Annotated in this window: 17 protein-coding genes and 1 other RNA gene; 14 read left to right on the top strand and 4 right to left on the bottom strand. The window is 53.7% G+C overall.

Annotated elements, in window-relative coordinates; all coding sequences use genetic code 11:
• The first annotated feature begins 338 nt into the window (after positions 1–338).
• The 6 genes from Q31a_RS19630 (at position 339) to Q31a_RS19605 (ending at position 6,297) form a co-directional block, all read left to right on the top strand.
• Positions 339–569, top strand: a complete 231-nt coding sequence (locus tag Q31a_RS19630) for a helix-turn-helix domain-containing protein (RefSeq protein WP_145081735.1) — start codon at positions 339–341, stop codon at positions 567–569.
• 244 nt (positions 570–813) lie between these two features.
• The gene (locus Q31a_RS19625) at positions 814–2,043 is read left to right on the top strand and encodes a DNA modification methylase (protein WP_145081732.1); all 1,230 of its coding nucleotides are present in this window, start codon (positions 814–816) and stop codon (positions 2,041–2,043) included.
• Between the two features lie 114 nt (positions 2,044–2,157).
• On the top strand, positions 2,158–2,802 hold the full coding sequence (locus Q31a_RS19620) for a hypothetical protein (RefSeq protein ID WP_145081727.1): 645 nt from the start codon (positions 2,158–2,160) through the stop codon (positions 2,800–2,802).
• Positions 2,789–4,795 (top strand): terminase gpA endonuclease subunit, encoded by a 2,007-nt coding sequence (locus Q31a_RS19615; protein ID WP_197355414.1) that lies wholly within the window; start codon positions 2,789–2,791, stop codon positions 4,793–4,795. Before Q31a_RS19620 ends, Q31a_RS19615 begins: the two co-directional genes overlap by 14 nt.
• A 242-nt stretch (positions 4,796–5,037) precedes the next feature.
• Positions 5,038–5,691, top strand: a complete 654-nt coding sequence (locus Q31a_RS19610; RefSeq protein ID WP_145081721.1) for an RHS repeat-associated core domain-containing protein — start codon at positions 5,038–5,040, stop codon at positions 5,689–5,691.
• 57 nt (positions 5,692–5,748) lie between these two features.
• On the top strand, positions 5,749–6,297 hold the full coding sequence (locus tag Q31a_RS19605; protein ID WP_145081717.1) for a hypothetical protein: 549 nt from the start codon (positions 5,749–5,751) through the stop codon (positions 6,295–6,297).
• A gap of 417 nt (positions 6,298–6,714) precedes the next feature.
• Here Q31a_RS19605 and Q31a_RS19600 read toward each other — a convergent pair whose 3' ends face one another.
• The 4 genes from Q31a_RS19600 to Q31a_RS19580 form a co-directional block, all read right to left on the bottom strand.
• Positions 6,715–7,257, bottom strand: a complete 543-nt coding sequence (locus Q31a_RS19600; RefSeq protein WP_197355413.1) for a winged helix-turn-helix domain-containing protein — start codon at positions 7,255–7,257, stop codon at positions 6,715–6,717.
• Between the two features lie 26 nt (positions 7,258–7,283).
• An RNA gene (locus Q31a_RS19595) (hammerhead ribozyme type II) lies at positions 7,284–7,351 on the bottom strand.
• Positions 7,351–7,578, bottom strand: a complete 228-nt coding sequence (locus Q31a_RS19590) for a hypothetical protein (protein ID WP_145081710.1) — start codon at positions 7,576–7,578, stop codon at positions 7,351–7,353. The genes Q31a_RS19595 and Q31a_RS19590 overlap by 1 nt, the downstream gene beginning before the upstream one ends.
• Before the next feature lie 1,741 nt (positions 7,579–9,319).
• Entirely contained in the window at positions 9,320–10,420 is a 1,101-nt protein-coding gene (locus Q31a_RS19580; RefSeq protein ID WP_145081704.1) for an IS110 family RNA-guided transposase, read from the bottom strand.
• A gap of 266 nt (positions 10,421–10,686) precedes the next feature.
• Here Q31a_RS19580 and Q31a_RS19575 point away from each other — a divergent pair, with 266 nt between their 5' ends.
• The 8 genes from Q31a_RS19575 to Q31a_RS19535 all read left to right on the top strand — a co-directional run bounded on the left by Q31a_RS19575 (position 10,687) and on the right by Q31a_RS19535 (position 20,556).
• Positions 10,687–12,288 (top strand): carboxypeptidase-like regulatory domain-containing protein, encoded by a 1,602-nt coding sequence (locus tag Q31a_RS19575; RefSeq protein WP_145081702.1) that lies wholly within the window; start codon positions 10,687–10,689, stop codon positions 12,286–12,288.
• Positions 12,289–13,030: 742 nt separating this feature from the next.
• The gene (locus Q31a_RS19565; protein ID WP_145081698.1) at positions 13,031–13,429 is read left to right on the top strand and encodes a hypothetical protein; all 399 of its coding nucleotides are present in this window, start codon (positions 13,031–13,033) and stop codon (positions 13,427–13,429) included.
• A gap of 199 nt (positions 13,430–13,628) precedes the next feature.
• Positions 13,629–13,937 (top strand): hypothetical protein, encoded by a 309-nt coding sequence (locus Q31a_RS19560; protein ID WP_145081695.1) that lies wholly within the window; start codon positions 13,629–13,631, stop codon positions 13,935–13,937.
• A gap of 299 nt (positions 13,938–14,236) precedes the next feature.
• A complete protein-coding gene (locus tag Q31a_RS19555; protein WP_145081692.1) occupies positions 14,237–14,737 on the top strand; it encodes a hypothetical protein in 501 nt (166 codons plus the stop codon).
• Between the two features lie 1,262 nt (positions 14,738–15,999).
• The gene (locus tag Q31a_RS19550; RefSeq protein ID WP_145081689.1) at positions 16,000–16,479 is read left to right on the top strand and encodes a tetratricopeptide repeat protein; all 480 of its coding nucleotides are present in this window, start codon (positions 16,000–16,002) and stop codon (positions 16,477–16,479) included.
• 338 nt (positions 16,480–16,817) lie between these two features.
• Positions 16,818–18,392, top strand: a complete 1,575-nt coding sequence (gene ltrA, locus Q31a_RS19545) for a group II intron reverse transcriptase/maturase (protein ID WP_197355412.1) — start codon at positions 16,818–16,820, stop codon at positions 18,390–18,392.
• A 293-nt stretch (positions 18,393–18,685) separates the two neighbouring features.
• Complete coding sequence (locus Q31a_RS19540) at positions 18,686–20,017, top strand: HEAT repeat domain-containing protein (RefSeq protein ID WP_231690841.1); 1,332 nt, start codon at positions 18,686–18,688, stop codon at positions 20,015–20,017.
• A gap of 140 nt (positions 20,018–20,157) precedes the next feature.
• Entirely contained in the window at positions 20,158–20,556 is a 399-nt protein-coding gene (locus Q31a_RS19535; RefSeq protein WP_197355404.1) for a hypothetical protein, read from the top strand.
• Positions 20,557–20,665 lie beyond the last annotated feature (109 nt).

The following is a 20,665-nucleotide window of genomic DNA, read 5'->3' as shown; positions in this document are numbered from 1 at the left end:
CTACGCCTGACCGCGAAGGAACGAAACGATTGTGACCCGCGAGCAATGAACACGGAGTTTTACCCCATGCGACACCTCGACCCCTGCCCTGCCTGCAACCACGGCACACTACGCCGGTACAGCACGAAGACCCAAGGCAATCTCCGCAGGCGCTATCTCAAATGCGACTCGTGCCATCAACACGGCCAGGAAGTCTTTCCAGTCGATGACCTCGGTCGGCCAGTTTTTCCATCCACTTTTACCCCGGCGGGTAACACCAGGATTGATCAATCTTGTGCACCTGATACGCTAGATAGAACTGCCCAGTAGAAACAATCGACAGCCAACGAAGGATTGCTATGGATACGCGCCGCAAGCTCGAGCGAAACGATGGCGGATGGTTGAACCTCGTCAGCGTGGCCGACTATGCCGATGCGTCGGTACCCACCGTTCGGCGATGGCTCAGACGTGGCCTGTTGCCCGCCAGCAAGCTTGCTAGCGGCACGTGGCGCATCAGGCGGGATGACCTGGAAGCCTTCCTGCAAGGCAAGGCAGTGGCTCCTAGCGCCTCGCAGGATGAGCTCTCTTGAGTAATCTTCCATCGATTGGTTCCCCAGCATTTCCCCATCGGGATATTTCACGACCAGTGTGCTCTCTCGCAAAGGATCTTCCCAATGTCTTCGAACGTGTCATCCGGCTCCCAGGGCTCAATCTGGAGCGAATGCATCGTCCCCACGGCCCGCGCGTGCGAACGATTCTTTTGGCGTGCAGCCTGGTTCTGCTTGGCCGTCTATCTCCTTGTGCCCCACGTTCAAACCAATCTCCGAGGCGAGCATGAAGATCGAGATGTGGACACTGTCGAAACTCAAGCCGTATCCTGGCAACCCGCGTATCAACAAGCACGCCGTTGAGGCGGTTGCCACCTCGCTGCGTGAGTACGGATTCCGGCAGCCAATCGTCGTTGATGCCGAGGGTGTTGTCGTCTGTGGGCACACACGACTCCAAGCGGCACACAAGCTGGGACTGGACAAAGTACCGGTCCACATTGCAACGGACCTTACCCAGGAGCAAGTACGAGCCTACCGCATCGCAGACAATCAGACCGCGACGATAGCCGACTGGAACATGGACCTGCTGCCACTGGAGCTGTGCGGCCTGCGCGACGATGGGTACGACCTGGGCCTGCTGGGCTTCGACGCCGAGGAGCTGGACCGGATTATGGGAGGCGAGGTGCAGGACGGTGAATGCGACCCCGACGACGTCCCACTGCCACCAGAGGAGCCTGTGACGCGTCCTGGTGACCTGTGGGTACTTGGGAAGCATCGTCTACTGTGTGGCGACTCAACCAAGCCTGAGGACCTTGCTAGGCTCATGGATGGACAGCAAGCCGACCTGTGGCTCACCGACCCTCCCTACAACGTGGACTACACGGGAAGGACCAAGGACGCCCTCAAAGTAGCCAACGACTCGATGGCGGGCCAAGAATTCAAGGCCTTTCTACTGGGGGCCTTCACCAACGCTTTCAACGTGTCCAAGCCCGGCGCCGCGTTCTACATCTGGCACGCTGACTCCGAAGGGTACACCTTCCGAGGCGCAGTGCACGAGTGTGGTCAACGGGTGCGTCAGTGTCTGATATGGAATAAGAACATCATGGTGATGGGGCGTCAGGATTACCACTGGCAACATGAGCCGTGCCTCTACGGTTGGAAGGACGGAGCATCGCATGGCTGGTACTCCGACCGCAAGCAAACGACCGTCCTAAACTTCGACCGACCCAGTCGTAGCGAGCAACACCCCACGATGAAGCCCGTTGCACTGTTTGCCTACCTCATCGTGAACAGTAGTGCGCGTGGCTCCAAGGTGCTGGATACATTCGCAGGCTCCGGGACCACGCTCTTAGCCTGCGAACAGACGGGCAGGCAAGCCTTCCTGATGGAACTCGATCCAATCTACTGCGATGTCATCGTCGATCGCTATCAACGGTTCAGTGGCAAGCCAGCGGTACTCCAGCGCACGGGCGACTCACCCATACCGATGGAGTCGAGTGTTCAGGCAAGCCGCTGAGGGCTCAACCCCCCTGTATTGCGTAGGTACTTCCTGGGGATTTGGGAGGTTTGGGCGGTATAGAAAGCCGAGAACTTTCACACGTAACGTACGATTCTTGGAAGGTAAGTAACTTTGGCAAGTTCGGGTAAACGCGATGTTACGATTGAAAAATCTGAGGTCGTCGCACGCGCTTACCGCAAGATCATGGATGGCAGGAAGGATGACTTGTCGCGCGACGAAGAGGCGGCTGTCAAGCAGCATGAGAAGCAGAAGGAGGAGCGACTCCGTTGGCAGTATTACGAAACGATACCGCAAAAGCACTGGCGCTCAATGTCGGGTCGCCAGGCCAAGATCCTCAACGAGCAGGCATCTCGCTACGGAATTCCCTTTGGCGGTGCGAACGTGTCCCTTCCCAAGGTGGTCCGGGCCCTGCACGACTTCCTGGCCGACAACAAGCATAAGTTGGCCAGGGATGATGACGACCTGCTGAGCGGACCTGCTAGCCCAGCCCTGGAACGGTATCGCGAGGAGAGGGCCCTGTTGGCCCGTCTAGTGCGTCTAGAACGGGAAGGGGAATTGTTACCTCGGGACCTTGTAAGGCTGTCACTGGCCAAGACGGCCGCTCTCATCAGGGCCGCTGGTGAAACGCTGCAGAAGCAGTTCGGCGATACGGCCGCAGAGCTACTCTACGATGCGATCGAAGACGCTGAGTCGGAGATTGAACGCTTCTTCACCCAACGCCACTCCGCAGAGGCGCCAGTCGATGTTGTTGACTGAGCAAGCAGCCCTGCAGGATATGAAGTGGTTCCTCGAGCAGGCAAAACCTCGCCGCATGCGCTCGATGCGCCAGTTCGCAGAGGAGGAGATTGTTCTTCCCTCGGGTCCCTATGCTGGCACCCGCTTTCGGGTCCATCGCCAGCCCTACACGGGATTGTGGTTCGACCAGGTTGATAGTGGCCGCTGGTCCAGGTTCGTCGCCACGGGGCCTACCCAGTCGGGTAAAAGCATCAGTTGCTTCGTCATCCCCCTGCTCTACCACCTGTTCGAGTATGGCGAGACGGTGATATGCGGAGTGCCCGACATGGACATGGCTGCCGACAAGTGGCGAGAAGACCTGCTGCCCATTATCGAGCGTTCCAGGTATCGAGACCAACTTCCCAAGCAGGGCTCCGGGAGTCGAGGTGGCTTGGTCCAGTCTCTTCAGTTCCGCAATGGTGCCACGCTGCGGTTTATGTCCGGAGGTGGCGGTGATAAGAGCCGGGCCGCCTTCACATCGCGCGTGGTGGTTATTACCGAAACAGACGGGATGGACGAGTCGGGACGTAAGAGTCGCGAGGCTGACAAGATCTCGCAGCTGATCGCTCGGACTCGAGCTTTTGGCCACAGAGCTCGCGTCTACATGGAATGTACGGTCAGTACCGAACAGGGCCGCACATGGCAGGAATACACGCGTGGTACGCAGAGTCAAATCGTACTCCCCTGCCCTCTCTGCGGCGCTTGGGTCAGCCCTGAACGGGAGCAGTTGATTGGCTGGCAGGAAGCGGAGTCTCAGCTTGAAGCTCGCAAGACTGCAGCGTTCAGTTGCTCGGCGTGCCAAGAACCCTGGAGTGAACCTCAGCGAGTCGAGGCCAATCGGAACTGTCGGCTCGTGCACCACGGTCAGACCATCAACTCCTCTGGCGAGATCGAAGGTGAATATCCCGAAACCGAAACTCTTGGCTTCCGCTGGTCGGCCGTCAACAACCTGTTCGCGACCACCGGAGAGATCGCGTCCGAGGAATGGGTAGCAAGCCGAGCCGCAGACGAAGACAACGCCGAACGTGAGCGCCGCCAGTTCGTATGGTGCTTGCCAGTCGTCCCCACCAAGTGGACTGATGCCGAGATTGAAACTCATGAGCTGGCATGCCGCGTAGCTGAAGTTCCTCGTGGCGTGGTGCCCATGAACGCGGACACACTCACCATCGCGATGGATCTGGGCAAGTACCTCAATCATTGGGTTGTGGTAGCTTGGTCTGCAGGCCCCTATGGACACGTTGTCGACTACGGACGCATTGAAGTGGCGTCGGACGACCTGGGCGTTGAGCAGGCAACGATGGTAGCCCTACGACAGTTCCGAGCCATGGTGCTCGCAGGCTGGCCCATTGGCGTCGTGGGAGGTGAAACACTAATACCCCAGTTATGCTTCATCGACGCTGGTTACATGACCGATGTGGTGTATGCATTCAATCGAGAGTCAGGCAATCGCTTCATTCCCTCGGTGGGGCGTGGCGCCTCGCAGCAACATCAGCAGTGGCAGAATCGTGAGACGCAAACTGGCTCTGTCGTTCAGCACCTGGGTGAGGGATTTCATATCAACTGGCTGCCCAATGCCAATGTCTACCTAGCGGAGGTCGATGCGGACCACTGGAAGACCTGGGTACACCAACGTCTCAGTACTCCCACGAGCCGAGTGGGAGCCATTACACTCTTCCAAGCCAATGCAACGGAACACCTGTCGTTCGCCAAGCATCTGACGGCTGAAGTCAAGACCGAGGAGTTCATCTCAGGCAAGGGCATGGTGGCCAAGTGGGACCGCAAGCGAAAGCAAAACCACTGGTTCGATGCACTGTACAATGCCTGTGCCGCTGGGCACTACTGCGGAGTCCGGCTGGTTGAGGAAGAACGCCGCCAGGTACCACCCAAGCCCAAACCGGCTCCCGATCCACAGCGCAAGCCGTACATCGACGTTGAACGCTGGAGGGCCAATCAGCGTAGGTTCTGGGGGCGGTAAGAATGATGTCGTAGCTCGCGAGTTCGGTGAATGGGGTGCTTGCCGCTTTCCAACGAGCCAGTCTTACGATATCAACATCAACCGACGGGGAGTGTGGGGGGCTACTGCCACTGAAATCAACAATACAGTGTAACGGCACTGACCAGTTCGGCGGCAAGTACTGTAGAGTATAATGCCTACATCGCCTGTGGAGTACCGATGCATAGGGCATCCTCGCAGTGGCTCTTTGCACAGCAATCGCTATGCATATACAGGCCGCGAGTGGGACGATACGCGTCACGTTGCAGCTGTATCACTACCGAGCTAGACTCTATAATCTCAACTTAGTGAGATTCTGCTCCAGAGATCCAATTGGGTTTGAGGATAGTGCCAACCTGTATTGTTATGTTCACGGCAGGTGCCTCATTAAACTCGATCCATCTGGTCAGGTCTCGGAGGGCGAACCGCGAAAAGACGAGAAGTGCTGTTCGGATGCAAAAAAGGATGGTTTGGACGAGCAAAATGCCGGAGGAGTGATCTGCTGTGACGGCAGGGCAGTGGTCTGTATCTGGCAGATCGGATGGCATAATCCAAAGAATGAGAAGGCGAAAAAGATAATGTTGGAGTGTGCGACAAAACACGAAGAACTGCATCGCGATAAGCATATCCCCGAGTGCAAGAAGGATTCGTGTCTGGAGCGAATGGGGCCCCACGAAAAGATCACGCTTGCACGTGCTGAGTGCGACTCGTATCTCGTTCATTATCGTTGCTTGTACAACAAAATTACTGAATGCGGATCGGACATCACGTGCATAAAGGAGGTCGAGGCCGAAAAGGACACTGCACGCAAACTCTGGATCAGCGAGTGTGACAAGGCGAAGAAGGAGGAAAGCAACAAACCGATTCAGATCAAGTGATCATCGGTATCAGTTTTTGCGAGCGTACCGTCTTGTCCGTCTAGAAAGAAGATAGCCATGAAAGCCTTCTGTTGTGCGATAACAGCTTTGGTAAACCTAGTATTTGCAGGCGAGGCCGTTTGTCAGGAAGGAAGTCTGGATCAAGCAATGACAATTGTCGTTACCTCAATTAGGCCATTTTCTCAGGCTCGCAGCTGGCAATTGAGCATCAACTCAGCTGGCACTGGCAACCTCGTTATCGATGACGGCGATGGAACTAGAAATCGTGAATTCCCGGTTAAGCCAGAGTCTCTTTCGCGAATTCGGTCAACTATTGAAGATCAGAGGTATTTCGATGTGCAAGCGGCTGAATTAGGTGACGTCGTATTGGATGGTGGCAGTGAAAAGGTCACGGTCATAATGGGAACGAAAATGAAGACTGCAGAGCTGTTTTCTGTGGCAAATCTTAGGGGAAAGCGAATAGGTGAAGCGGGCGAGGCAGTTCGTGCAGCGAAACTTCTCGCTGAAGTTCGCAGTTGCTTCACAGACCCACATGCAATCGACATGCGAAGCTACTATGAAAAACTCTTTGAGCGATGGGAGAAGCAGCCAATTGAGAGCAAATAGGAAAAAAGGGAGAGAAACTGTGTCCGGTACCTACAACGCAGAGTAGTACCACATAGGGGGGCTTGGTTGTGTTGGTTGGGGGCAGACCCGGCTTTCGGTTTTCAGCTGTTTCAAGCGACCGGGCGTTGATGATTGACTACCGCCGATACTGTTCGCGGTCGAAACTTGTTAACGGCATGGGTTCACAAAGAGCTAGGTCCCCCGACACCGGTGGAAGGTGGTGGTACGGATCTTCCTCCCGAATAGGCTTCACTGACGGTTTTCCCTAAGGTGGCTAGGGAAATGCCCTCATCCTGCTATAGTTCTTGTCCATTTCAGTCTCTCCGATTAGGCGATTGGGCTCCTTGGCGTTACCGATGCAGAATTACCCACTGGCGAGAAAGTGGGGCGTGTGCGAGGTTGCACTGAAGGTTTAACCTAGGTTCTGATTGCAAACCGGCCTCGATCAGTTTTTACAAATTTGGCGGCATCCCCAGCAGCTAGGTCCCGCAGAATCGCGCTGTACAGCGTGGCGTGCGGAGTTTTGCCACTCGGGCTGGACCAGTAGCCTTTAGCCTGCATGGCCTCGATCATCTCTTTGGTGTTGAGTGGCTGCCCGGATTCGGCCAGGACCTTCAGCGCTGCAGCTATGCAGCTCAGCTTCTTCTCGCCAACCACCGGTTCGACCTTAGACTTGCGTGGTTTCTTGGCCGCAGCTTTTTCTGCGACGACTGTCTCCTGCTTCGCTGGTTCCGAAGCCACCTTCTTCGCTTTGCCATTTGATGTGGATTGGGCCGAACTCTTTGAACCCACAACCGGCTGCAAGCGTCGCCCCGATTTGATGTGGATCTTCTTGCTGGTGACCAAGTTGGTCGCCTCCCATCCGCCGCGTGGCTTCTCGGCATCGATCCGGACCTCGACGCACTTGCCAGTAACCGTCGCGCCGTACACACCACCAATCTTTACATCTGCCTTCTTCATCGTCGTAGTTCCCAATTCTATTTCGTGGTTGGCTGCCATCGTCAGGCCGATCGAACCACCGACCGGCGACGCGGATTGATACCGCGTTTCGGCTTAGTGTTCCGTACCGTCTAGGAAGGCGACAACGCTTGAGAGACGCTTGTTGACCTCGTTGATCGAACCAACATGCGTCCAGTCAATCGGGTGTTCTTCCACGCCGGGCGCGGGCATGTCAAAGAGCAGCTCGCGAATCCTTTCGACGAGGTCTTGGGCGACGAGGTGCGAGTTTTCGTAAGCAGCCTCAGGTTGCAGTCGGTTATTCTGTTGGCGGTTGTTGGGCATGCGCGTCTCCGTGTGGTGGGGGAATGGAAATTAATTCGTGCAACACACATGGAGCCATGAGGTTTGAACCGCAGCAAGCCAATTCTTGCTGGATTTGGCAGGAATCCAGCAGGTTTTCCTGAGAGATGTGACGGTGCCCGAAGGTCGCTGCGTTGGTGATGCTGGCCAGCGGGCTTTGCGGAGCAAAGTGGTTGGTAATGCAGTGGACGGAACGGTGCGTCCAGCGTCGCCCAGGTGATGTAGCTGCCGGTAGGCTGAAATCTGGACACCACCCGCTGGTAGGCTACTTTGGGTTTTCAGGACTCCGACTGCTGCATCCCGATGGAATCGCGTTCGAGGATGTGGATAATTGAGAGCAGCTTGGGGAGATGCGGACGGTCACCCGCGAAAATACCAGTGACCGAGTTAAACAACTGCTACTCGGATTCAAACGTATTGGCTGCAAATCAATTCGAAGCGGTTGCCCACTGGTCACCGAGGGGAACGAAGTCTAGGTGTAATAGCAACGAGCCAGAGAGACAGATTGAGTCAGACTTGCGGTCTTTGAATATTTGCCCTCGCTGGAGCCAGAATCCCAAACAGTGGACGCCTAGGATTGAGATTCACGGGGGCAATCGAGTTCCGGTACCTGTGCTACATTGCCCCCCGGAACTGGCTGAACGCAGCCGTTGAACTCAATGGATCAACTGGGTACCCACAGCAACTTTTGACTGCCCGATTGATATTCGTCACTCACCCAGATCTCCCGAGTGATATTCCATAAAATGAACCAATACCCCCGAAGCTCTTCGGGGATAACTATGTTGTTCTCTGGCTCGACTATGCTCCACTAAACACCAGCGACGAAGCGGTTAGACATTGTGACAAAGCACGAACGATGGTTGTTACTCTCTTTGCTTGTTGTCTTCTGGCTACTACCTTACGTCGTGGCGTGCATGCTCAACGGCTATGTTCCTGGTGAATTTCTTGAGCCGTATGCGATCGCTTGGATTTTTCTAAATTGGATCGAAGTGTACGCAATCGGTGTTTTTCTTTCTTACAGAACCCTCACTTCCACCGCGGTTAATCGAAAAGCGAAAGCAATCGGAATGACTGGAATCGTACTCGCTAGCACTGCAGCAGGTGGCGTTCTTTTATACGTCCGCGACATCTCTGGCTTCCCACCATCCCTGTCTGATCTGCTACATTCGTATTGACAGCCAGAGAACCAAGCGTTCCTGAAAGAGTTAAGCGGTAATCGTTGATTTTGTGGAAATTTCGTGAATCGAGTCGGGAGCGGTAGCTGCACCTCGGTCGGGATGCTTCGATTTAGAGTCGGCGACTGGGCTATGGTTGATTGTTGAGTTTCTGTGTCTTGCGTCGATGGATGGATCTCTTAGTCGGGCTATTTGCAGATCGTTCTTTTCGTATGCGATTGCACCTCGATACATTCCTTCGTGGGGTCCCACCGTGAGCGTGTCACGGTGCCTTGGCTCAATTGGCCAAGCACTATTTATCGGATTCGATTCCGCTCACTCCCAAGTCTGTGGCTCCTAATCAATGAAGCGTGCCGACTATCAGGCTGCCTGGCGGCAACGAGGTGGCATCTACGCATGGTTCCGGGCGAACGACCTGGGTGAGCCGACTCCGTTGGTAAGCAATGACTAGAGGGTCATTGAACCGAGACGGGGGCGAATGCACATCACACAAAGACAGTTTCTATAGGCGTATTCTCCTCGAAGGGCTTCACTAAAAGGGGGTACTAAACTGCTGGCGACTTGATCGCCATTTGGTTTCTGCGACGCGCAAGCATGGCATCGCGGCACTCGAAATAGGGTTGCTGGTGTACTAGCATGTTCCGGATGATAACAGCTAGTTTTCGCATCACCGCAACGCGAGCGATCTTGCTACCACGACGATTGCGAATCGGCTTGTACCAGGACTTCATTACGGGATCGTGTCGCAGGCAGTGAAGCGTGATTTGAGCGAGGATCCAACGCGCCATTGTGCTACCCGTCTTAGTGATTCGCCCTCGCCTTCCAGTACCTTCGCCACTGTCATTGACCCCAGGTGTGAGCCCCCAATAGTGAGCCAGGCTCTTCCCCTTGGGGAAGCGTTGCGGATCACCTACACGGCAGACCAGCGATAACGCGCTGTAGTAGCCACAGCCAGGGATAGTGCGGATGAGATCAATCATGGGATCCCCAACACAGCGCTGGACGATCTGCGTTTCGAGTGATTCCATGCGTCGTGTGAAACGTTCGAGCTCTTCGAGGTGCCAGTCCATTTCGACGCGATCACAGTTGGGAAGTTTCACTACTTTGAGCCACGCGATTGCTCGTACACTGGGAAAGGTCTTGGTCGGCATTTGCCACTGCAGATTGTGTTTGCGAAGGATGTGTTTGATGCAATTGGTTGTGCGTGTTCGCGCCCGTCCCGCTTGCTGCCGTAGCAGGGTGACTCGTTGGCTCCCTGCATGATGGAGAGAGGGCAGTACGACTTGCCGCACGCCCCGCACAGGTTCGCCTTTACGCAAACGATGCTGGTTCACCCAAAGCAGTTCCGACAGGGAGTGAGCGTCGCGACGATCGGTCTTGATCTTGGGCTTCTTGGTAGGCTGAATGAGGATGGATTGTACGCAACCGTGCTGTGGTAAGAGTTTAAGCAACCAGTCGTTGAAACCACAGACTTCGACGATAGCGATGTAACCATCTTCGCCAGCCTTTTCGTTGAGCTTCGTTAGGAATTCAAGACAGCGTTCGGGTTCCGTCGAGACCTGCCGACGGAGGATAATGTCTCCGGCCTCATTTCGCAGGGAAACAGTAAGTTGCTTTGCGTGCTGGTCAATTCCCAGGTATAACATGGCGAGGTTCTCCGAGAGGGACGTAGTTTAATTTGAGTGTCAATTCTCGCGTAAGCGAGAGACGATTGCTCGGCTCCCACTGTCTCGGAGAACCGTTTTTTCAAATACAACTCTTTCATCGACATCGGTGAACGGGAGCCGCCGATGACGCGAATTTTGAAATCAAAGTTTATTGGCGGCGGCCCCGTTACCGCCGCCGTTCGTCCGTAGATGATCAGCGTCGCACGCAAACGCGCGTTCCGCCTTGAATTCAAAGCCTCATTGCAATGCCCGATTTAGCCTTGTCGAAAGTCTGGTCTGCCCGTTTGGCCTTAGCATGCCTGATGACCGCATTTTGCTCTTGCACCGCGTTAGGCCAGGGAAATGTCCTGAATGTGATTCAAGGCACTGTATCGAACGAAAAAGGAGAGCCGATCCCTAACGCCCGAGTCGACATCTCCACGGCCGCCCCAATATCGGGGCCAGCAATCTTTTGCCCAAGTTGTTATCTGGATTGCCAAAAGTGGACGACGACCAACGAGGCAGGACAATTCAAAATCGCTGATCTTGATCCTAGGCTTGAGTTTCGGATCGTCGTTTCAGCCGCTGGGTACAAGACCGCACAAACGGAACTCATTGCACCCCGAGGAACAAATCACGATTTGACTCTGCGAGAACGGCCCGCCACCGTGGACCCTCAACGAGTCGTTTCTGGAACGGTCGAGAATGAAACTGGAATTCCTATCCAGGGTGCTCTTGTGACTCCTGCAAACACGATTGACAAGCAAGGTCTTCGATCATCCTCTTCGAAAGGGGGCGGTCCGGCCATAACCGACGTGAATGGATACTTCGAGATTGACCTCGTCGATGGTGTGTTTGGCGTCGATGTAGAGATATCAGCGGAGGGATTGTCGAGCAGGAGATTCATCGATCTCAATTCCGACTCGGATCGAAAATCTTTCGAACTTTTGGAAGGCGCTCACATTACCGGGCGCGTCACAAGCAACGGTCAGGCCGTTCAGGGAATGACCGTCTTCGTGGCGCAGATTGACCATTCTTACAAAGGCGAAAAGCTTTTTCGGACAGCAGTACCAATGACTGCCGACACTGAAGGAAGATTCGAATTCAAAAATCTATTTGCAGAACAAGAGTACTGCGTCTATACCGTTGTTGGCGAAGGGGACCGATCAGACTCCGATGAAATTATCATGACTCAAAAGTTCGTTACGCCGCCGAATGGCAGGACACTGCACATCGGCGACTTGACCACAGTTGCCCCGGTTTCGCTTAGCGGCCGACTGGAGACGAGCGATCAACAGTCGCTTGGGGATTTAGTCCTTTCTCTCGGGCGGGCCCCTGCTTGGGATCTGATTAGAGTGCCAGTTTCAAGCGATGGCTCCTTTCGTATCGAAGGCCTCCCGCCTGAGGTCTATGAAATACGAATTGCGTCTAATCGATTCGATTTGGATGCTGGCAAGATTGATACGCTATTGTGGACGGAGAAGTCAATTAAGCTGTTTATCGAAAAATCGATCGACGATTTCGTGCTTCCAATAACTGCCATCGAAAATGGAAGTGGGGATACGCAACAGAACGGCACGCAAGTGCTTAACGGTCGCGTAACACTATCTAGAGGCAAAGACGCATCAGGAATCATCGTATCGGCTAACGATGGCAATTCGCCCAAAACCACCACTTCCGACGCTGGTTCCTTCACGCTCGAATTCCCTGCGGGTACCGACTGGATCAAGCTTTACAAGCCAGATCCTGATGGAATGCGATTCTGGTATTTGGGTAGGTTCAAGCCGAAGTTTGTCGACAACGACGTCAACATTCAACTTGGTCCGGAAACGACATATGAGCCCGACATGCTGTCAGTCAAACATTAATGCATAGCGGATTGCCAGAAAGGCAACGGACGAACCAAGCGATCAACCGAAGTCGCGGAGCCGGGCGATTTCGCAATGGACAATCAACTCCCGCGACTCGGTTATCGCCGCCGTTACCCGACTGAAGAGACCGTAATCGATTGACGAACCCGTATGCACCGCCACGCAATGAATACGCCACTAAATCGCCGACCCAAACGAATCGATTGCTTTACATTTGGGTCTGGTTGCCTACCGCAATACTTGGCGCCATGCTTGCAACACCGGCGGACATCTTCTCAAACATTCTGGCGATAGCCTTTGCACTTCCGTGCTTTCTCGCTGGCGTCGTTTGGACGTCCAGCCTTGACCAAATGCGTCGATGGACGCTTATCACCGTCTGCACGCTCATCGCTGGATCGCTTGCCGTGCCGAACTGGCTCTCAACGGGTCCGGTATTCGTTGCAATCGCAGTCATATTTGCAGGCGCGAACGTGGCGCTGGGCTACAAGTCCGGTAGATCCATAAAACACAAGCGACGTCGTATTTTCACGGCACTTAGTGTGTCGTACACGATTGGACTGTTGCTTGGCCCGCTTGGTGTCATCATACTGTGTATACTGTCAGTCTTGTTCGCCAACCGAAACACTGTACCAAATGGCGTGTAGCAAGCGCGTGCACCCGAGTACGCGAGTCGGGCGGTCTTGCATCTGTAAATCTCTCGCGCGTACCGGGTGACGCGTGGCGTTATCCGACTAGACCCATGAAATACGCTGCGACAAGCGAGATCAAGAAATACTTGCCGCAAGATGCGTTTGATGTTAGGCCGTTGGAATATGAATGGGCCGAAGCGACAAATGCGATTGTCTTTGCTTCAACGCTCGATTTCCCAATCTTCCGTAGATGGGAATCCGAGCTTTCGAAATTCTATCGAACATTAATTGGCAATAATCGTGCCGTGTCGGTTGAATCGCATCCAGACTTGGGCTGCATCAGCTTTTGGATCAACACTGATCCAAGTGTTGACGTTCATGTCGCAAGACTTAAATGCGCCGAAAGCGTAGAAAACCTAAATTCTTGGGTTGGTTCCTCGTTGATTGATTCGTTGGCAACGGATGAGCGCGCAGCAACTGTTGGTTTGATCAGGATCCGCCCCGAATAATTTTCGATGATGGCGTAGCGCCAAACTAAATCGAAATTGTCGGATAACAAGGCGTGGCGCCGGAGCACGCTCGTCTTTCGGCTTTTCAACGTCTTCACCTTCGTTTACGCTTGTTTGTTGTTCAACGTTTTCTCGCATTGGGCCGCGTGCCCGGTGAACTTAGTCGTTCGTCAGGCAGGAACAGCTCATCGAAGGCAACATGCGATTTTCTGTGCAAGCTGTGCTCGAGTTGACCACTTTTGTGGGCTTCGTTTTCGCGATTGCGATGATCCCATATAGCGGACCCTACTTTTGTTTCGTAGTTCTGCACGGACTGGCGTTTGTGATGCCGTTGTTGGTGATGTTCACAGCGATCTTCACTTGCAAGCAGAATGGAACGCAATTGGAAATAGAAAACAATCGGTCCGTTGCGTTCGTTCTTCGGCTGTGGGGATATTGCGGATTGACCGTGGGTCTATTTTGGGCGTTCGTGCTATTACATATGTTGTATACGATGGCGACTCGATAACTTCAACGTATCAAAACGAAGGCATGCCATGGACATGATCGAGCAAGTCGGTGCTACTATGCGTTTACAAATCTGTTGCCGTGAACTTCGATAGCTGATAAACTCACTTGGAACATCACTTCCTTCGGTGCAAGCTCGCCGCTACCAGAAAGCCTGACGAACCAAGGATTGAACGCGAGTTCCGTTGGCTCGTACACTTTTTCCGTTGGCTCGTACACTTTGCGGTTCAATGTCATGTGACGGAACCGCGTTAATCCGACCGTTACGCCTTCGTGAATGCACTCAATTGAAACGCGAAAATGAGCATCACCCTGCGAACGCTTCTCCTTTCGACGTTTTGCATCGCGGCTGTGCTCGCGGCCGTAGCTTCCGCTGGATTCTTTGGGCTGGTCTACGCGTTAATCAATCTTTCTGTCATTGCATCGTGCTATCGTTTGCTCGAGAATCGCAGGACGACAGCAATCGCTTGCGCGTTTGGTTACGCACTCGTATGGGCAACCACATTCGCTCATTCTCGAAATGTCTCTGAAGCCACGCTCACACGAATGACCACATCGCTTTCGGAATCCGAAGGAGCGGTGCGACAACTCTCAATTGACCCAGTTGCGCTCAACCGCCCCGAACAACTCAATTCGCCCTGGTGCTATGTCGGGCAACCTTCCGTCCCATGTCCGCTCGTTTGCGTGTTCGACTACGCATGGATGACGGATACCGTGGGATACGGTGGGCGGGCGCACTTGATCTTGTTCGTTGGGTATACTTGGAAACTTACCGATCAACCTCGTTGGTCAGCCAATTGAGACAACGGCGTAACCATGGCATGAACGCGGAGTCGCCGATCGCGCGTTTTCAAATGGAGCATCAACTGCGGCGGCCCGGTTATGCCAAACGTTCTGCTTTGAAATCGTTGAAAATCCCCGATCGGACTACACCCTCCCATGGTATCAATCGTTCAGAGTCGCGAGGTGATCGACACCGCAGAGATAGCGCTTCAATGTTCGCATTGTCAATCGACAAATCAGACCGATGCTTTGCGCGTGAGGACTGTGGACAAGCTTTACGGTCTTATTCCAGTATGGGTAACACAGGAGACCGTCGTTAAATGCCCGGGTTGTGGGACAATATTTACGACACAAGCCGGTGTTGACGAGTTACAACTTTTGTCGGCCGACGCGATAACAAAAGAATTCCGAATCCGAGTGGGGTTCGTGCAGAAATTTCTCGTAACGATAGCTTGGTTGCTATTCTGGCTTTTTCCAATAAGTACCATTTTGTTCTTGATAGCTCGCTTTCTGGTTCCGAAAACTGCGTTGCGGTGGCGTCGAGCAACTACAACGGGCTTGATCGCGAGCGTCATTTCACCGATACTATTTTTCGGCTTTATGATGATTCTTGACTTGCTCGCTGCAAAGTAAAATGAAAAGAAGCGCAGAACAGGAAATTGCATCGAAGTGCTCGGGCAGACGTTTTAACTCGCGTTGAGTCACCTCCTCGCACTCGATGAATTTGGTCGTTATCCGATACGATGATTTCATTCGTTCTTTAGGTTGATGTTTTGAGACGGTCATTAGCGTTGATCGCTGGAGTGGTGTCTGAGTGCTTTGCCACCATGCTATTGATTTTGGCAACGTATCTCGCCTACTCTGGTGGACCATTGCGGCAATGGTTGGTCCTTGCCGCTACCGCAGTGTATCCCGCGCTCGTTGGTGTTGCGTGTCTTGACCCTCCTCTTCGGACCGTAGCAATTAGACTGCTGGGCGTGCTTACGTTCATAGCAATGACATGGGTGCTTATTGCCACTTATGTGAACCCGAATGACAATATCGGCAACAAGGCACGCTGCTACTACGTCGCTATGTGCATTGCGTCCGCCTACATTGCAGTCAAAGGGCGGTGGCCCACGCCGCAATCTTGACGAACGGGTACTCGAAATTGAACGCAAAATGCGGATAACCATCGCGTGCACGCGGAGGCCCGTTGGTCGGTTTCACGAATGGATGCTAAACTCACGGGCCCCGGTGACGCGGGGCGTTGTCCGTCTCAAAACGAAAGTGACTATTCATTGACGAAACCGCTTGTAGCTCGGACTTCGTCTTGGTGGCGTCTCTGTAGCGTTCTGGCAGTTTTATTTTCGCTGCAGGGAGCCGGTGCGTATTTCGCCGGTCTTCCCGGACTGGTTGCCGCGACCATGATGTACTTCGTCCTGAAGGTGCTTTTGCAGCGACGAGCGAAGTCCTTCCAGAAGGCAGGACTGAGGCTCATGGCGGAAGAGCGATACCGCGAGGCAGCTGCAATGTTTGAAGCTGGTTACCAGTATTTTTCCGATCGCCGGTGGGCGGATCGGTACCGAGCAATCAGCATGCTGGACTACTCCGGAATGGACTGGCGTGAGATTATGCTGGCAAACATGGCTACAAACATGGCTTTGGCCGGAGACCGAGAACGGGCCATCCAACTCTACCAGCAGTGCCTAGAGCTGTATCCTGACAGCCGCTTGGCGAAACCAGCACTCCGGTTCCTAATGGCGGGGACTGACGGATAACAACGCGTATGCACGTGCGTACTGGAAATGAGTTGACGACAAGTGGGTGTAACTCCCACCTGGGTAGCCGCTAGCCACGAGCCCAGTATCGAGTGTTGCAGGTTGTCTGGTAACAGGCAAGTTGAAGCGTACACAGAAAGGAAGCGAGGATGAAAGGTATGGACTAGCTATCCAGCCCTGAATGGTACTGAGCCCCGAAATTATTGTAACTGTCGGATTCTGCCCAAGGTGTGTGCATACTGGAAGGCAATACCGAACACCGCGTCATGGCGAGCGTTGTTTGGAGACCCGGGGTCGAACGCCCATTCGCGTTTCACATTATGTCATCAAAGCAACCAGTGAGATCCCAACTGTTCTTGTTTGACGTGAAGACCAATCACGCCGCTGCGAGTATGCATCCCCAATCCGAAGAGGAGAGGCTTGCAAATGACGCTGGGAAGTCGGATAGCCGAATAGTACCACAGCAGCGCACAGACCGAGTGCGTGAAACGAAGCTGGGTAATGCCAGTGGAGGGAAGGCGGCTAAGCTATCACGCGATCCCAGTCGAACACATCCCCAACTCAGAGCGGGAACCGATGTGATAAGTCGACTGATTCGCATCTCCGAACGAGCGGAACGCCATCCTGAAGAGGCATTTAACAACCTTTTCTCGATGCTCGACGTGACCTTACTTCGACACGCGTTCCACAAACTCGAACGAGGCAAAGCACCGGGAGTCGATGGTCAGACATGGGAGCAATACGAGGCCAACCTGGAGAGCAATCTTGAGGATCTCGCAACCCGGCTTCACCGTCAAAGCTATCGTCCCCACCCAAGTCTGCGTAGAGAGATCCCGAAAGGGAATGGCAAAACGCGACCGCTGGGTATCGCATGCGTGGAAGACAAACTCGTCCAACGAGCCGTCGTGATGATCCTGGAACGGATATACGAGAAGGATTTCTATGCCTTCTCGTTCGGATTCCGTCCGGGCAAGTCGTGCCACGATGCATTGAGTGTGCTTGGCACAGACATCGCCACTAAGAAAGTGAACTGGATTTCTGACGCGGACATTAAAGGGTTCTTCGACAACGTCTGTCATGAGCAACTCATCGAGTTAGTTCAGCAGCGTGTCTCCGATCCTCGCATGTTGTGGCTAATCCAACGCTTTCTCAAGGCGGGTGTGATGATCGACAACCGGCGTCATGACACAGACGACGGAGTCGCGCAAGGCTCAGTTCTCAGTCCCTTACTGGCTAACGTGTATCTACATTACGTATTGGACCAATGGTTCGTCCGCGATGTGCAACCACGTCTCAGCGGCGAATCGCACATTGTGCGATATGCTGATGATTTTATCTGCTGGTTTGAGCGTGAGGACGATGCACGCCGATTCCTAGAGGTGCTCAAGAAACGTTTGGCTCGATTCTCGTTAGAGTTAGCTGAGGACAAGTCGCAATTGATCAGGTTTGGCCGCTTCGCCGAGCGCGACAGTAAGCGCTACGGCAACGGTGGGCGACCTGGGGTCTTCGACTTTCTCGGCTTCACTCATTACTGCGGCCACAGTCGCTCGGGCAAATTCAAACTCAAGAGGAAAACCGCCACCAAGAAACTACGGGCTAAGTACCTAGCGCTCAAAGACTGGCTACGCCACAATCTGACTCAGCCGATCACCGAGGTCTGGCGGACGCTCAACCGCAAGCTCTGCGGTCATTACCAATACTACGGGATCAATGACAATTGGCCGTACCTGGTAAAGTACCGCCAAGCGGCCAAGCGATTCGCCTACCGCTGGATCTGCCGACGCAGTCAGAAAGGCCGCATCAGTCGTAAAACGTTTGCACAGTACTTGGCTCGCAATCCACTGGCGGAACCTCGACGGTTAACGGATTTGATTGCCCGTGGACGTCAACTAGCTGCTACAATGAATCGGTAGACAAGTGATAGCTGGGAGCCGGATGCGTTAACTGCGCACGTCCGGTTCTGAGAGGGTGCGGATCATCAATTAAGCACGGTCGTAATATTGTGGCACCACGTGGAGGAAACTCGTGGAAACAGCGAACACAAACCTCGACCTAAACTTGAGAGATTCCAAACTACTCGCCGCCAGTTCCGGTGCGAGCTTAGTTTGCTAATACCTCACGCCCCGGAACAACGTGATCCTCACCGTTCCGTCGGCAAAGCGTCACGCCGGGCATCCAAGCATTCGTCCAAATGGTCTTGACCAACATGCACGCATACGCCCCGACAGTCCTGCTCACGATCGGCTTGTTGTTGTGTGACCACGTTACCGCACAGGAAACGGAAACGGGGAATCCGCTTGCTTCGCTGAAGTCCGGCAGTGCACAAGATATCGCCACCGCAATATCGTCATTACCCAACGACACACTTGCCCAGTCAGAGATTGCACGGCAACTCACGCTCCTCTTGAATGATGAGCGAACTGTGGTCGAACACATCATTGGTCGCGAAACGGTGAGTGAACGAGCTTGGTTCAAATTGCTCGACTTACCTCCAGCGGCAGCCACGTCGATTTTGAAGGAGTTGCCCAAGCTAGAGACAGACCGTACGCGAGCAAAAGCACTCGAAGCTGTCTCTCGAATTGGCAAACCGGATCGTCGTGCATACGAAATGATCCTGCCATTCTGTACCAGCGACGATGTGTACCTGCGTTCGCGAGCGATTTCGGCATTGGACGCCGTGGCAGATCACACCGAAGAATCCGTGCTCAAGTTTGGAAAACTACTACTGGACCCAGATCCAATGGTAAAATGGACTGTTCTGGACGCACTGGACAAACGGTCTAAACTCATTGACCCTGTCATACCCGAAGTCATCAAACTGCTCGACGATGATTCTGATGTCTACATCGCGGTCTCACGAGATTTCATGTTGCCCGAGAAGTTACGAGGGCGCGCGGCTCGCCTTCTGGCAAAAACCGGTCCGGATGCCTCGGACGCAATACCGAAATTGAAAACTCTAATCGGGCCAGATCACAATAAAAACGTGCGGATTTGGTCAGCCACTGCTATTTGCAAGATATCGGAATCTCCCCCGCCGGAAGCGATGGACTTGTTGGGGCAGCTTTTGCTCGACGACATGGATCGCGAATTCGTCCAAAATGATGCCCCAGAGGCAATTGCGCAACTTGGTCCTCCTGCTCGTGGACTTCTTGATTCACTCGAACGTGCGAAAAAACACGCTTCTGCACAGATACGTTGGGAACTGGTAGATGCCTTCTTTGCGATTGCCCCCGATACCGCAGTGTCACGTTCCATTCCTTTGATGGAAGATGAGGACGAATTGGTCGTCGAGACCGTCATTAAGAAATTCAGTTCACGTGGTATATCCGAACCGCGAGTGATCGCTGCGTATATTCGTGCACTTGAAAAACACGATGGAATTTTTGATCAACCTGCGAGTTCGGCCGTACATGCTCTTGCGAAACTCGGTTCCGATGCGACTGCGGCTGTCCGGGCTCTCGAATTGCTTGCAAAAGATCCGAGCATATCGGATACACTTAAAGAGGACGTTGACCTTGCTCTGGAACGCATTCGTTAACGTCAAATCTGGACACAAAAGCCGACGGAACCAACGCATGCACGGGAGTGGCGGTGGCCAGTCGGTTTTGAAATCAACATCAACTTCCGCCACCCCGTGATGCGTGCCGTTCGTCCTTTGAAGATATTCACATGCCCGCAATGACGAAGAACTCTGCAATCGGTCAGTCAGTAATTTGGACTGGTTGCCTGCTTAGCGGTCTCGGACTGTATTTGGATCGTTTGGGATTATTGTTTGCATTGGGCGGTACTCTGTTTTCATTCGGTATGATTCAATCCTACTTCGGAAGTGTTTTTGAGATTCAAACCTCGAAACGGTTGCCGTACCTCTTGCTCGGCGTTCCACTAACGCTTAGCTTGTTCTATTGTGCATTCCTGAGTTTGCGCGAATTTTCAGCTGCGTACGTAATCGTTTCTATTGTGGTTTTCGCCTTAGCACTGCAAACAATCATATCCTTGCTTATGACAAAATTTTGGGACCGTCGAAATAAGCCGAAAAATCTGTCGGCCAGCGGCAGCGCGGCAACTGATCGACGTTAAGAGACGGACGAACCACGCATTGCACGCCAGTTCCGGAGGCCGCTTTACTTTGCACAAAATGTCATGTCCCGGAACGGCGTGAACACCGCCGTTCGCCGCTCACGCAACC

This window comes from Aureliella helgolandensis (genome assembly GCF_007752135.1).
GTDB classification, from domain to species: domain Bacteria; phylum Planctomycetota; class Planctomycetia; order Pirellulales; family Pirellulaceae; genus Aureliella; species Aureliella helgolandensis.
The sequence above is the reverse complement of the archived record's forward strand: the minus strand, read 5'-3'. Positions and strand labels throughout refer to the sequence as shown.

What these genes read in the sequence shown, in the direction of transcription:
- Q31a_RS19575 (WP_145081702.1), top strand. Translation starts at nt 10,687, where the DNA reads ATGCCCGATTTAGCCTTGTCGAAAGTCTGGTCTGCCCGTTTGGCCTTA.
- Q31a_RS19625 (WP_145081732.1), top strand. Translation starts at nt 814, where the DNA reads ATGAAGATCGAGATGTGGACACTGTCGAAACTCAAGCCGTATCCTGGC.
- Q31a_RS19600 (WP_197355413.1), bottom strand. Translation starts at nt 7,257, where the DNA reads ATGAAGAAGGCAGATGTAAAGATTGGTGGTGTGTACGGCGCGACGGTT.
- Q31a_RS19565 (WP_145081698.1), top strand. Translation starts at nt 13,031, where the DNA reads ATGAAATACGCTGCGACAAGCGAGATCAAGAAATACTTGCCGCAAGAT.
- Q31a_RS19605 (WP_145081717.1), top strand. Translation starts at nt 5,749, where the DNA reads ATGAAAGCCTTCTGTTGTGCGATAACAGCTTTGGTAAACCTAGTATTT.
- Q31a_RS19590 (WP_145081710.1), bottom strand. Translation starts at nt 7,578, where the DNA reads ATGCCCAACAACCGCCAACAGAATAACCGACTGCAACCTGAGGCTGCT.
- Q31a_RS19535 (WP_197355404.1), top strand. Translation starts at nt 20,158, where the DNA reads ATGACGAAGAACTCTGCAATCGGTCAGTCAGTAATTTGGACTGGTTGC.
- Q31a_RS19580 (WP_145081704.1), bottom strand. Translation starts at nt 10,420, where the DNA reads ATGTTATACCTGGGAATTGACCAGCACGCAAAGCAACTTACTGTTTCC.
- Q31a_RS19615 (WP_197355414.1), top strand. Translation starts at nt 2,789, where the DNA reads ATGTTGTTGACTGAGCAAGCAGCCCTGCAGGATATGAAGTGGTTCCTC.
- Q31a_RS19610 (WP_145081721.1), top strand. Translation starts at nt 5,038, where the DNA reads ATGCATATACAGGCCGCGAGTGGGACGATACGCGTCACGTTGCAGCTG.
- Q31a_RS19555 (WP_145081692.1), top strand. Translation starts at nt 14,237, where the DNA reads ATGAGCATCACCCTGCGAACGCTTCTCCTTTCGACGTTTTGCATCGCG.
- Q31a_RS19630 (WP_145081735.1), top strand. Translation starts at nt 339, where the DNA reads ATGGATACGCGCCGCAAGCTCGAGCGAAACGATGGCGGATGGTTGAAC.
- Q31a_RS19540 (WP_231690841.1), top strand. Translation starts at nt 18,686, where the DNA reads ATGCACGCATACGCCCCGACAGTCCTGCTCACGATCGGCTTGTTGTTG.
- Q31a_RS19560 (WP_145081695.1), top strand. Translation starts at nt 13,629, where the DNA reads ATGCGATTTTCTGTGCAAGCTGTGCTCGAGTTGACCACTTTTGTGGGC.